The following is a 13,450-nucleotide window of genomic DNA, read 5'->3' on the forward strand; positions in this document are numbered from 1 at the left end:
TATATCATTCACTTTATTTGGCAGGAACTATTTCCAGCCAGTAGCCGTCTGGATCTTCTATGAAGTAGATTCCCATATCCTTATTTTCAAAACATACACAATTCATTTCTTTGTGAAGTGCCAGAGCGGCGTCCATATCATCTACTGTAAATGCAAGATGAAATTCATTGTCACCTAGATTATAAGGCCGGTCCATATCCCGCAGCCATGTGAGTTCTAATTGATGTCCGGTAGTTCCGTCGCCTAAAAAAGCGAGCTTGAAACTAGAATCGTCAGCTTCCTTGATGCGCTCTACCTTGAGGCCGAGAGCCTTTTCGTAAAATTGAATAGATTTTTCTAGATCCAGCACGTTAAGATTGTTGTGGTTAAATGTAAAATTCATAAAGTATTCTCCTCTCTTGGTTTTATTTCAGTTTAGCATAAATATGGTAAGGTTTAAAGTGAAAAACGTATATATTGTATGCATAAAACAGTGGACTGAGAATAAAAAAATCAAAATAATTGTTACAAAATTGTTAAAAAATATTGCAAAATGGACTAAAGTACTATATAATCGATTTAGGTGCTGGGAGAGTAAATAAGAAAATAAGAAAATCTACATAAAAAAATAAGAAGTTAGGGTAGGTGGATTATGAGAAAATTTGGAAAAGCGCTGGTGGCGTCCTTGATGGCGAGTGCATTGGTGGTAAGTCCTGTTTTTGCAGAACCAAGTGTCAATGACTTGGAAAATAGCAAGAGCGCAGCTCAGAGTGAAGTGAATTCGCTGCAGGCTGAGTTACAGACTCTTCTGGAGAAAATCAATCAGTTGGAAGGCGATTTGATTGAAAAGGGGAAAGAGATTGGTCAGGCCGAGGAAGATTTGAAGGCGGCTGAAGAGAAGGAAAGACAGCAGTATGAGGACATGAAGCTGAGGATAAAGTTCATGTATGAGGGCGGGGAGTCAGGTATGCTGGAGACAATTCTCACAGCACAGAATTTCTCGGATCTTTTGAATAAAGCAGAGTATGTACAGAACGTACATAGCTATGATAGAAAGATGTTAGAAGAATATGTTGCGACAAAGCAGCAGATTGCAGACCTTAAGTCTACGCTTGAGACGGAAGCGGCTAACATGGAGAAGATGCAGACAGAATATGCGGCGGAAGAGACTAGTCTGAACGATACACTGGCATCAAAGCAGGCCGAGGTCGCAGACTTGGATGCCCAGCTGCAGGCGGCAGCCGAAGCGGCGGCCCAGAAGCAGTTGGAGGAAGCGGCGGCAGCAGAGACAGTGGCAGCCGGCGGTGGTCAGGGAAATGGTGTCAGCGGCAATCAGGACAAAGGCCAGAATAGCAATCCGGGCAATAACAGCGGTGGAAATGTGAGTACAGGAGATTCTTCCAAAGCAGGAATTATTGTGAGTGCGGCTTCCAGCTATCTGGGGGTTCCGTATGTATATGGAGGGGCTTCCTACAGTGGTATTGACTGCTCAGGACTTGTCATGAGAGCGCATCAAGCCGCGGGGATTTCGCTATCTCACAGTTCCGGTGCGATTGGAGGAGGCGGACGTTCTGTCAGCGCCTCAGAAGCATTGCCGGGCGATGTAGTCTGTTATGCCGGTCATGTGGGCATCTATGTGGGCGGCGGCCAGATGATACACGCGCCGCAGCCGGGACAGTCTGTATGTTATACTAGTGTGAATTATGCGTCACATTGGTTCAGAAGATATTGGTAAAAATAAAAGCAAGCGGGAAAAGACCAATTGTGTCAGCTCCCGCTTCTTATATCTATATGTAGTGGAGGCTGGATAATGAAGGCGGAAATTACAGGAAAAAGGGAAAAAAGCTTGAAAATACGCGGAATTTGGTGTATGCTTAAGCCAATATGTGGGGGCATATAAATAACAAAATAATTGATAAGGCAGGTAAGGTTATGAAGAGAAGGTACGTACGCGGGCTCATAGCATCACTTGTTATGAGCACTTTTATTGCAACAACAGTAATGGCGGCTCCTGACACAGATGCTATTCAGCAGCAGAAAGACGAAGCGCAGAGTCAGGTGAACTCTCTGCAGTCTCAGTTGACGGAAGTACTGGGGAAAATCAATGATTTGGAGACGAAATTGATTTCCAAAGGTGAAGAGATCACTCAGGCGACAGAAGATTTGGCGGCGGCTGAAGAGAAGGAAAAAGAACAGTATGAAGCGATGAAGCTTCGTATTAAATATATGTATGAGCAGGGAACTAACACTGCGATTGAAAAGGTGTTTTCTTCTGGGAGCATAAGTGAATTGCTCAATCAGGCTGAATATGTTCAGAACGTACATAATTATGACAGAAATCAATTGGATGAATATGTCGCAACAAAGGAAAAAATTGCTACATTAAAAGATACTCTTGAGAAAGAGCAGAAAGAGCTGGAAGAGACCCAGCAGGAGTTCGCTTCTGAGAAAGAGAACTTGAATTCCACATTGGAATCAAAGCAGGCTGAGGTCGCAGACCTTGACCAGCAGCTTCAGGCGGCGGTGGAAGCTGCGGCCAGAGAAGCGGAAGAAAAAGCGGCGGCAGAAGCTGCAGCAGCGGCTCAGGCCAGCGCTCAACAGAGCGGCGGAAGCAGCAGCCAAGGCGGCGGCTCAGGCAGCAGCGGCGGAACGAGTAATCAAGGCGGCGGCTCAGGCAGCGGCGGCGGAAGCAGCAGCCAAGGCGGCGGCTCAGGCAGTGGTGGTACAAGCAGCAGCCAAGGCGGCGGTTCAAGCAGCAACAATACAAGTGCTGCAAGTGCGATTGTCAGTGCGGCCTACAGCCAGCTGGGCACACCTTATGTATGGGGTGGAACGACGCCTTATAAGGCGCTTGACTGCTCAGGCCTTACACAGTATTGCCACAGGGTAGCGGGAATTTCTATTCCAAGAACTTCTGGTCCTCAGGGAGCCGGCGGACAGTATGTGTCCAGTCCGCAGCCGGGCGATATTGTCTGTTATTCTGGCCATGTTGGAATTTATATTGGAGGCGGCCAGATGATACATGCGCCACAGCCGGGCGATGTTGTGCGGGTTGCCAGTGTATATGGAAGTCCATGGTATAGAAGATATTGGTAAAAGCATATTGAAAAAAGAAAAGAGTCCTGATGGCAGATGCTCCATCAGGACTTTTTAGAATTAAGGAGGAGCTAAAAGAAATTGAAGATAATCAGAGCTAAAAGCGCTGGATTTTGTTTTGGTGTAAAGCGTGCGGTAGACACCGTCTATGAGCAGGTTGAAAAGGAAAAAGAGAAGCAGATATACACCTACGGACCGATTATACATAACGAGGAAGTGGTGAAGGACTTGGAACAGCACGGAGTGAAGGTGCTGCGGGAGGAAAGAGAGCTTGATGCTCTTACGGACGGACTCGTCATTATTCGCTCACACGGTGTGCCCAAGCGTATCTGCGATAAACTGGATGGTAAAGGAATTGTCTATGTAGATGCCACCTGCCCTTTCGTCAAGCGCATTCACAAGATTGTAAAAGAAGAGAGCGAGAAAGGCAGCCACATTATTATTATAGGAAATCCGGAACACCCTGAAGTAGAAGGAATCCGGGGCTGGGCGGCGAACGATGCGACGGTAATCAAGACACCGGAGGAAGCGAAAGAATTCTCTTGTGAAGACGTCAGGAAAATCTGTATTGTTGCACAGACGACATTTAATTACAATAAATTCAAAGAATTAGTTGAAATTATTTCGGAAAAGGGTTATTATATAAGTGTTTTAAATACAATCTGCAATGCTACGAAGGAACGCCAGACAGAGGCGGGAGAGATTGCAGGAGCGGTGGATGCTATGATTGTTATAGGTGACAAGCATAGTTCGAACACGCAAAAGTTATTTGAAATTTGCAGAGATGCATGTAACAATACGTACTATATACAGACACTTGGCGATTTGGATACGAATCAATTAAGGTCCGTGGAAACAGTAGGTATTACAGCAGGGGCATCCACGCCCAACAATATAATTGAGGAGGTTCAAAACAATGTCAGAATTAACTTTTGAACAAATGTTAGAGGAGTCATTCAAAACAATACATAACGGAGAGGTTGTAGATGGTACTGTAATCGACGTTAAGCCGGACGAAATCATTTTAAATATAGGGTACAAAGCAGATGGTATCATTACAAGAAGTGAGTATACCAACGAACCGAATGTGGATTTGACAACTGTTGTATCTGTTGGTGATTCGATGACTGTTAAAGTATTGAAGGTGAACGACGGAGAAGGACAGGTACTTCTTACCTACAAACGGCTGGCTGCTGAAAAAGGCAATGAGAGACTGAGAGAAGCTTTTGAGAACAAAGAAGTGCTGAAAGCTCCGGTTACTCAGATTCTCGGAGGAGGATTGAGCGTAGTCGTTGATGAGGCCAGAGTATTTATTCCGGCAAGTCTGGTGTCTGATACCTATGAGAAAGATTTATCTAAATATCAGGATCAGGAAATTGAATTTGTTATCAGTGAGTTCAATCCGAGAAGGAATCGTGTGATTGGCGACAGAAGACAGCTTCTGGTGGCAGAGCGTGCTGAGAAGCAGAAAGAGCTTTTTGCTAAGCTTAACATCGGTGACACGGTAGAAGGTACTGTTAAAAATGTCACAGACTTTGGCGCATTTATCGACCTTGGTGGAGTAGACGGACTCCTTCATATCTCTGAGATGTCCTGGGGCAGAGTAGAGAATCCGAAGAAGGTGTTTACCGTAGGCGAGGAAGTGAAAGTACTTGTGAAGGATATCCATGATACAAAGATTGCGTTAAGTTTGAAGTTCCCGGAGACGAATCCGTGGGCTAACGCTGCAGAGGATTATGCAGTGGGTACAGAAGTGACAGGTAAAGTTGCGAGAATGACCGATTTTGGCGCATTTGTTGAGCTTGCTCCGGGAGTAGACGCACTGCTTCATGTGTCACAGATTTCTAAGGCACACGTGGAGAAACCATCTGATGTACTGTCAGTAGGACAGATGATCACAGCTAAGATTGTTGACTTGAACGAGGCAGAAAAGAAAATCAGCCTGAGCATGAAGGCGCTTGAGCCGGCACAGGTAGAAGCAGCGGAAGTCGAGGAGACTGAGGCTGAATAGTTCATAGAAATCACGAGGGGATAGAGGCTAGAGATAGTCTCTATCCCTATTTTTAAGCGTTAAAAAAAAGTCAAGATGTACTGCGAAATGTACAATAAATTATCGTACAGCTATGGATTTATGCCGTGATTTTTTGTATAGTTATAAAAGATAATAAAGGAAGGAAGGAAGAGAAAATGGGACTTTTAACATTTAAAGGTGGAGTTCACCCGAATGACGGTAAAAGCTTGTCAAAGGATAAAGCCATCATAACGCTTTTGCCTCAGGGCGATCTTGTATACCCACTTTCACAGCACATAGGCGCGCCGGCGAATCCGGTTGTCGCAAAAGGCGACCGCGTACTGAAGGGCCAGAAGATTGCAGAAGCGGGAGGATTTGTGTCCGCTCCGATTTATTCTTCAGTATCCGGCACGGTAAAGGCGATTGAACCTCACATCAATCCTACCGGTGCAAAGGTGAATAGTATTGTAGTGGAGAACGACGGGGAATATGAAGAGGCAGAACATCCACAGGTTAAGCCCTTGGAAGAACTTACAAAAGAAGAGATTCTCAATATGATCGCAGATGCGGGAATTGTAGGTATGGGGGGCGCAGGCTTTCCTACCCGCGTGAAACTGTCTCCGAAAGAGCCGGAAAAGATTGATTACATCATCGCCAACTGCGCGGAATGTGAGCCTTACATTACGGCCGATTACCGGAGGATGATGGAATCGCCTGAGCTTCTTGTGGGCGGGATGAAAGTCATTTTAAAGTTATTCGACAATGCGAAAGGAATCTTTGGTGTTGAAGATAATAAACCGGATTGTATTGAAAAATTAAAGGCTCTTGTAAAAGGTGAACCACGCATGGAAGTTGTCACACTGATGACCAAGTATCCGCAGGGCGCTGAACGCCAGTTGATCTATGCGACAACGAAGCGCGCCATCAATTCGTCTATGCTTCCGGCAGACGCCGGCTGTGTGGTGGATAATGTTGAGACGATTATCAGCATTTACAATGCGGTTGTAAAGGGAATTCCTTCTATGGAAAGAGTAGTGACCGTAAGTGGCGACGGTGTTGAGAATCCGGGGAACTATAAAGTTCTGTTCGGTACGAACCAGAAAGAGCTGGTCGAGGCTGCTGGCGGATTGAAAGAAGGCACCGAGAAAGTGATTTCAGGCGGCCCCATGATGGGCTTTGCCATGTATACACTAGATACACCAATTACGAAAACATCTTCTTCTATTCTTTGTTTGACGAAAGATGAAGTTGCTGCATGCGAGCCGACGGCCTGCATTAACTGCGGCAGATGCGTGGAAGCTTGCCCGAGCAGGATTATTCCGTCTAGGCTTGCAGATATGGCGGAGCGTCACGATGAAGAAGCTTTCGTGAAGCAGAATGGACTGGAATGCGTGGAATGCGGTTCCTGCAGCTATGTGTGCCCGGCTAAGAGGCATCTGAAACAGTCCATCGGCTCCATGAGAAAGACGGCGCTTGCCAATAAGAAGAAAAAGTAGAAGAACAGAGAGGAAGAGGTGAACAGACGTGAGTGAACAATTGAGAGTATCATCTTCACCACATATTCGTTCCAGGGCGACCACAAGTAATATTATGCTGTGGGTTGTGATTGCATTATTGCCGGCAACTGCCTTCGGAATCTATAATTTCAGAGATACCCATGCTTGGCTTGTCGTACTTGTGACGACGCTGACTGCGGTGCTGACGGAATACATATATGAAAAATTAATGAAAAAGCCTGTGACTATTAAGGATTTGAGCGCGGTAGTGACCGGACTGCTGCTGGCGCTTAACCTGCCGCCAAACGCGCCCTTATGGATGGGAGCTTTGGGAAGTGTTTTTGCCATACTCATCGTGAAGCAGCTCTTTGGCGGTCTGGGGCAGAATTTCATGAACCCGGCTTTGGGAGCAAGATGTTTTCTCCTGATATCCTTCACCGGAAGAATGACAAGCTTTGTATATGACGGTGTATCCGGAGCAACACCTCTTGCTGCTATCCGCGCCAATGTGGCAGCGGGAAGCGAGCCACTTGCAGGGGTCAATACTATGGATATGCTGCTGGGGAATATCGGAGGCACCATAGGGGAGACTTCCGTGATTGCCATTATGATAGGAGCCATCATACTGATTCTTATGGGAATCATTGATCTTCGGATCCCGGGGACTTACATAGTAACGTTTGCGTTGTTTATCGGTATTTTCGGAGGAACTCTTGACGGAGTCGGATTCTTTAACATCCAGTATATGACGGCAGAAATCTGTGGAGGCGGCTTAATGCTGGGCGCATGGTTCATGGCGACGGACTATGTGACATCTCCGATCACTAAGAGTGGACAGATTGTGTACGGCGCACTGCTGGGAATATTGACCGGCATATTCCGGATGTTCGGCGGATCGGCAGAGGGAGTGTCCTACGCGATTATTTTCAGTAACCTTCTTGTTCCGTTGATTGAAAGAGTAACTCTTCCAAAACCATTTGGTAAAGGAGGAGAGAAATAATGAAGAAAATTATAAAAAATACATTGATTCTAACTGTGATCACATTGATTGCGGGTCTGGCGCTGGGGGTAGTATACGAGATTACAAAAGCTCCCATTGCTCAGGTTCAGGCAGAGGAGAAGCAGGAGGCCTGCCAGCAGGTGTTCCCGGAAGCAGATGAGTTCGAACTGCAGGATATAGACGGGGCAGCCGCGAAGCAGGCTGTCAAAGACATGGGAACCAATGCCACCATCGATGAGGTATATTTTGCGAAGATGGGCGGCAGTGAGGTTGGATATGTTATTACTGCCACTGACAAAGACGGATATGGCGGAAATATAAAGATAACTGTCGGAATCATGAAAGACGGTACGGTCAATGGAATTTCTATTCTCGAAATCAGCGAGACGGCGGGACTGGGCATGCGCGCTACGGAGCCGGAGTTCTACGGACAGTTCCGTGATAAGAAGACAGACAAATTTGCAGTGAATAAGGACGGCCAAGAGGGCGAGCAGATTGACGCGCTCAGCGGCGCCACCATCACTTCAAGAGCAGTAACGGGGGCTGTAAATACGGCGCTTGGTTACTATCAGAATGCGTTAGGAGGTAGTGGAAATGAGTAAATATACCGAACGATTATATAATGGTATTATTAAGGAAAATCCCACCTTCGTTATGATGCTGGGAATGTGTCCGACCCTCGCGGTCACGACGTCTGCAATCAATGGTATTGGTATGGGGCTATCAACGACAGTGGTACTTGTTCTGTCCAATATGCTGATTTCTATGTTGCGGAAAATCATTCCCGATTCCGTCAGGATGCCGGCTTTCATCGTTGTGGTAGCGTCCTTCGTAACCATGGTGCAATTCCTTCTGCAAGGTTTTGTGCCGAGTCTTTACTCATCACTTGGAATCTACATTCCGCTGATTGTAGTAAACTGTATCATTCTGGGCCGTGCGGAGAGCTATGCTTCCAAGAACCCGGTGATGCCTTCCATTTTTGATGGAATCGGTATGGGGCTTGGGTTTACTTTCGGATTGACTTGTATCGGTGTCGTGAGAGAGCTGATCGGCGCCGGAAAAGTGTTCGGTCTTCAGATCATGCCGGACGCTTACGAGCCGGTCACAATCTTTATCCTTGCGCCGGGGGCCTTCCTTGTACTGGCGTTTCTTGTGGCTGCCCGCAACAAGATTATGAACAACATGGAGAAAAAAGGAAAAGAAGTAGTTAGAGCGAAGGGTTGTGCAGAGGGCGGCTGTGGTTCCTGCTCAGGCTGTGACGGGAAAGTATTTCCGACAGGTCAGGAAAAAGAATAGGAGGAGTACGAGATGAAAGAATTACTTATTATTGCAGTTGGTTCCGCACTTGTAAATAACGTAGTCCTCAGCCAGTTTCTTGGAATTTGTCCATTTCTCGGCGTATCGAAAAAGATTGATACTGCCGCAGGTATGGGGGGCGCGGTTGTATTTGTTATTACGATTGCATCATTTTTTACCAGCTTGATTTATCAGTTTATATTAGTGCCGACAGGGTTTCAATATCTTCAGACAATCGTGTTTATCCTTGTCATCGCCGCGTTAGTCCAGTTCGTTGAGATGTTCTTGAAGAAGGTGATGCCTCCTCTTTATAATGCTCTGGGGGTGTACCTTCCCCTGATTACGACAAACTGTGCGGTGCTGGGTGTGGCGCTTACCAATGTTCAGAAAGAGTACAACGTCCTTGAGGGCGTTGTGAATGGATTTGCCACCGCAATTGGGTTTACGGTTGCCATCGTTATTATGGCAGGTATCCGTGAAAAAACAGAATACAATGATATCTCCGAGTCGTTTCAGGGAATGCCCATCGTGCTCCTCACCGCAGCACTGATGTCCATCGCGTTCTTTGGCTTCTCAGGAATTATTTAGAAGGAGGACCGGATTATGAGTATAACAGGAATATTGATTGCCGCGCTTATCGTGGGCGGGACCGGTCTGTTCATCGGTGTCTTCCTCGGTGTGGCGGGCAAGAAGTTCGCAGTGAGAGTGGATGAGACAGAAGCTGCAATTTTAGAAGTTCTGCCAGGAAATAACTGTGGAGGCTGCGGATATGCGGGCTGTGCAGGTCTTGCGGCAGCAATCGCGCAGGGAAAGGCGATGCCGAACCGTTGCCCGGTAGGCGGAGCGCCTGTGGCGGAGAAGATTGCCGCTATCGTCGGCACGGAAGCTACGGAATCCATTCGAGTGACCGCCTTTGTAAAGTGTGCCGGAACTTGTGATAAGACAAAGCAGGCCTATGAATATACGGGGGTCGAAGACTGTGTGATGGCCAACATGATGCAGAATAACGGTCCCAAGGGCTGTACATACGGCTGTCTTGGATTTGGCAATTGCGTTAAGGCCTGTCCTTTCGACGCACTCCATATTATTGACGGAGTCGCGGTCGTCGATGAAGAGGCATGTAAAGCATGTGGAAATTGTACATACGCATGTCCTAAGGGACTGATTGAGATGGTTCCTTATGAGCAAAAGCACAGAGTACAGTGCAGCTCCAGAGATAAAGGAAAAGATGTGATGAGTGTTTGCTCGGTAGGCTGTATCGGCTGTAAGATGTGTGAAAAGGTCTGCGAGTTCGACGCTATCAAGGTAGTGGATAATATTGCCCATATCGATGCAGAAAAGTGTACGAATTGTGGAAAGTGTGCGGAAAAATGCCCGAAAAAAATCATTAAATAGGCACTGATATAGTTGGACGCCCGGTCTTCCGGGCGTCCTTTTATTAAATTTTGCTGTATAAATATCGTGTATTATGATAAAATAGGGTAAAATGATGAAAAACAAGAGATAAAGCGAGGATATGAAGATGTTAAAAGAAATCAAGTGGAGCGCAATTCTGCGGTCGGTTATCTATCTTGTACTGGGTGCCATACTGATTGTTTTTCCTGACACAACAGCACGGACATTGTGCTATATTGGAGGCGGCGCGGTTGTAGTGATAGGAGTGACCACACTGATTGCCTATCAATTCAGAGAACTGAAAATAAGATATTATAGAAATGATTTTGTAATTGGCCTGATAGAGGTGCTCCTTGGTCTGTTTTGTATTTATAAGGCAGAATTGCTCATAGCGCTTCTTCCCTTTCTGCTTGGCATCTTTGTGGTAATAAGTGGATTCTGTAAATTACAGAATGGGCTGGATGTGAAGAGGATGGGATATGCCAATTGGTATGTTTTTGTTCTCCTTGCGGCCGTGAATATTGTTTTCGGCATGATTCTGCTCTGGAATCCTTTTACAGCGGCGATCGTAATGTATATTGTGATCGGGGCGGGGCTGGTGTTCAGCGGTGCGACGGATTTAGTTCTAACAATTTTAATTTCCAGACAGATTCATCAATTTTTTACCGCAGTGGAAGAACACAGAGAGGACTCTATTGCTGAAGTATTGGACGACAGTGATGGAGATACGGAGGTTTGAATTTGATGTTATATTGGCCGCTGCTTACAGAGATTATTGCACTGCTGCTTGTTTGTGTACTGCTGCTCAGCCTGTCTTCCTATAATAAGCCGATAAACCACTCGCTCAAAATGTACTGGTTCTGTCTTGTTTTTTCAGGCTTATCCATTATTCTAAATATTGTCTGTACTATTCTGCTGGGTTATCCGGGACAGGTTCCTTTAGTGGTAAATTTGGTTGCAAATTCCATATACTTTTTGCTTGTGGTCGTGCTCTGTTCTACAATTGCCATGTACATATTTGAAAAAATGCTGGAGCATGTCTACGAACAATATTGTATTACCCGTGTAAGGATAATGCTGGCATCATCGACCAGTATTTATGCATTGCTTGTAGCTGTGAATCTAAAATCGGGTATTCTATTCTGGTTCGATCAGGACGGACAATACCATCGTGGAATTCTCAATTGGTCAGGTTATGCAATCATGGCGGTTGAGATGGCGTTTTTAGTATATTGTTTTATGCGCCACCATTCTAGCGTGGCGAAGGAAATGAAGCATGCACTGAAGATAATCCTTCCGCTTTCGACAGCGCTTATGATTATTCAGGTGATAGAAAAGCGGCTTCTGTTAAATGGAACGATAGCGGCACTTGTGGACATTGTTTTGTTCATCAGCTTTTTTAGTTACCGCAGAGAAGAGGATAGTGTGACGGGAATTGGAAACAGAGATGGATTTTTCTCTGAGCTGTCGCTGAGGCTTGCGGGAAAGCAGAGATTTCAAATACTGCTTTTATTTACAAGGGATTTTGCGTCTATCAATCAGCGGTACGGTTACCAGACGGGCAACGAATTTCTCTATTCTATCGCTTTATGGATTGAGAACAATTTTAAAGAAGCCGTAGCGTTTCGTTATATTGGGGTAACATTTGCAGTGATTCTTCCCTACCCGGATGAAGGGCAGAAAGATATCTTTGTGTACAAGCTGGAAGAAAGAGCAAAGGGGCCGTGGGTAGTGGGAAAGAGCAGCGCGGTGCTGACACCGGCTGTCGCCAGCTATGTTTATGATGGAGAAAATCTGGAAGAAGACCAGATAATGGAGATTCTGGACTATATGTTATCTATTCTGAAGCGCTCAGGGAAAAAATATGTAGAATACGATGAAAGAGCTGCTGTTGATTTTTACCGAAGAAGAAGAACGATGGATTGTCTGAGAAGGGCTATTCAGGAGCAGTTGTTTGAAGTGTGGTATCAGCCGGTATACGCTCCTGACAGGGGGAAATTTGTTTCTGCGGAGGCCCTGGTACGTCTCAGGGACGACAAGGGGAGAATGATATCGCCGGGCAGGTTCATCCCTGTCGCGGAAGAAATGGGAAATGTGGGCGAGGTGTTCTGGCAGGTTCTTGCACAGGTCTGCTGCTTTATCAGTAACCATAAGCAGATACCAATCGATACTATTTCCGTGAATATTTCTTTAGAGCAATTTGAAGATTCACATTTGCCGGAAAAAATACGGACAGTGTTGGAAATGTGGAATGTTGAACCGGAAAAATTAAGGCTGGAAATCACAGAGCGGGCAATTGCAGGTGATGCATATCAATCAAGAGAAATTATCAGAATCATGGAAGAGGACGGGTTCCGTTTCTATTTAGACGATTTTGGAACCGGATACTCTAATTTTGCCACGCTGGCCCAATATCATTTTGAGTGTATTAAACTGGATAAAAGCTTGATTGGCATAGTAGATTCAGACCAGAAGGGATATAACATGGTACGTGGCCTGATACGCCTGATTCATGAATTGGGTATCAAGGTGATAGCAGAGGGGACTGAGACGAAGGAGCAGGTAGAAAAGCTTTTGGAACTTGGAGCGGATAAGATTCAAGGATTTTATTATGCAAAGCCCATGGATGGGGAAGAGCTCAGTGAGCTGTTAGTCAGAGATATTGAGGTATGTAATATTAAAGAAGAGGTTACGTAAAAGAAGGAGGCGCAGGTTTGCGGAGAGGAATACGACAGATTGTGGAGGAGACATGGCTGCTGCTCTGGAAGGATATCCGGGATTTTTGGATTGGAGGGGCCGTGTTTGCAGGGTATTTCCTGATTGGCAGACTTTTCTTGTACAGCCTTTGCCCTATGGTGACGCTGACGGGTTTCCCTTGTCCTGCCTGTGGAATGACAAGAGCGGTTCTGGCAATATTGAAAGGTGATTTTGCCGCTGCATGGCATCTTCATCCTTTTTCCTATGCGTTTCTCTTTCTGGTATTGCTCTTTGCCGTCAGAAGATATATTCTGAAAAAGGATGTGAAGTGCCTTATTAAATACGCGGCGGCAGGAATGGCCGCGCTTATTCTATTTTATATTTACCGTATGATACGCTATTTTCCCGGAGAGCCGCCCATGACTTATTACTATGGCAGCCTCGGATACCGGATATTTTCGGTTGTTTTTCACTAAGCAT

General features: G+C 45.8%; 14 protein-coding genes. 13 read left to right on the forward strand and 1 reads right to left on the reverse strand.

What is annotated here, in order from left to right; translation table 11 throughout:
- Positions 1-13 precede the first annotated feature (13 nt).
- A complete protein-coding gene (locus BN6465_RS03860; protein ID WP_066731864.1) occupies positions 14-382 on the reverse strand; it encodes a VOC family protein in 369 nt (122 codons plus the stop codon).
- A gap of 249 nt (positions 383-631) precedes the next feature.
- On the opposite strand from BN6465_RS03860, the gene BN6465_RS03865 reads away from it, so the two are divergent.
- From BN6465_RS03865 to BN6465_RS03925, 13 genes are all read left to right on the forward strand, one after another.
- Entirely contained in the window at positions 632-1,714 is a 1,083-nt protein-coding gene (locus tag BN6465_RS03865) for a C40 family peptidase (RefSeq protein WP_066731866.1), read from the forward strand.
- A gap of 197 nt (positions 1,715-1,911) precedes the next feature.
- Positions 1,912-3,075: a C40 family peptidase gene (locus tag BN6465_RS03870; protein ID WP_066731867.1), complete on the forward strand. Its 1,164-nt coding sequence runs from the start codon at positions 1,912-1,914 to the stop codon at positions 3,073-3,075.
- An 81-nt stretch (positions 3,076-3,156) separates the two neighbouring features.
- A complete protein-coding gene (gene ispH, locus BN6465_RS03875) occupies positions 3,157-4,011 on the forward strand; it encodes a 4-hydroxy-3-methylbut-2-enyl diphosphate reductase (protein ID WP_066731868.1) in 855 nt (284 codons plus the stop codon).
- Positions 3,992-5,086, forward strand: coding sequence for a 30S ribosomal protein S1 (rpsA, locus tag BN6465_RS03880; protein ID WP_066731869.1), 1,095 nt, complete (start codon positions 3,992-3,994; stop codon positions 5,084-5,086). Before ispH ends, rpsA begins: the two co-directional genes overlap by 20 nt.
- A gap of 176 nt (positions 5,087-5,262) precedes the next feature.
- Positions 5,263-6,582, forward strand: coding sequence for an electron transport complex subunit RsxC (gene rsxC, locus BN6465_RS03885; RefSeq protein ID WP_066731871.1), 1,320 nt, complete (start codon positions 5,263-5,265; stop codon positions 6,580-6,582).
- A 28-nt stretch (positions 6,583-6,610) separates the two neighbouring features.
- Positions 6,611-7,582: an RnfABCDGE type electron transport complex subunit D gene (locus BN6465_RS03890; RefSeq protein WP_066731873.1), complete on the forward strand. Its 972-nt coding sequence runs from the start codon at positions 6,611-6,613 to the stop codon at positions 7,580-7,582.
- Complete coding sequence (locus BN6465_RS03895) at positions 7,582-8,184, forward strand: RnfABCDGE type electron transport complex subunit G (protein ID WP_066731875.1); 603 nt, start codon at positions 7,582-7,584, stop codon at positions 8,182-8,184. The genes BN6465_RS03890 and BN6465_RS03895 overlap by 1 nt, the downstream gene beginning before the upstream one ends.
- The gene (gene rsxE / locus BN6465_RS03900) at positions 8,177-8,878 is read left to right on the forward strand and encodes an electron transport complex subunit RsxE (protein WP_066731877.1); all 702 of its coding nucleotides are present in this window, start codon (positions 8,177-8,179) and stop codon (positions 8,876-8,878) included. The genes BN6465_RS03895 and rsxE overlap by 8 nt, the downstream gene beginning before the upstream one ends.
- A gap of 12 nt (positions 8,879-8,890) precedes the next feature.
- Positions 8,891-9,466 (forward strand): electron transport complex protein RnfA, encoded by a 576-nt coding sequence (locus tag BN6465_RS03905; protein ID WP_066731879.1) that lies wholly within the window; start codon positions 8,891-8,893, stop codon positions 9,464-9,466.
- 15 nt (positions 9,467-9,481) lie between these two features.
- Entirely contained in the window at positions 9,482-10,273 is a 792-nt protein-coding gene (locus BN6465_RS03910; RefSeq protein ID WP_066731881.1) for an RnfABCDGE type electron transport complex subunit B, read from the forward strand.
- Between the two features lie 121 nt (positions 10,274-10,394).
- Positions 10,395-11,012, forward strand: coding sequence for an HdeD family acid-resistance protein (locus tag BN6465_RS03915; RefSeq protein ID WP_066731883.1), 618 nt, complete (start codon positions 10,395-10,397; stop codon positions 11,010-11,012).
- 5 nt (positions 11,013-11,017) lie between these two features.
- The gene (locus BN6465_RS03920) at positions 11,018-12,970 is read left to right on the forward strand and encodes an EAL domain-containing protein (protein WP_066731885.1); all 1,953 of its coding nucleotides are present in this window, start codon (positions 11,018-11,020) and stop codon (positions 12,968-12,970) included.
- Positions 12,971-12,987: 17 nt separating this feature from the next.
- Positions 12,988-13,446, forward strand: coding sequence for a DUF2752 domain-containing protein (locus BN6465_RS03925; protein WP_066731887.1), 459 nt, complete (start codon positions 12,988-12,990; stop codon positions 13,444-13,446).
- Positions 13,447-13,450 lie beyond the last annotated feature (4 nt).

Origin of the sequence: Bariatricus massiliensis (genome assembly GCF_900086725.1) — a bacterium.
In the GTDB taxonomy this organism is placed as follows: Bacteria; Bacillota; Clostridia; order Lachnospirales; family Lachnospiraceae; genus Allocoprococcus; species Allocoprococcus massiliensis.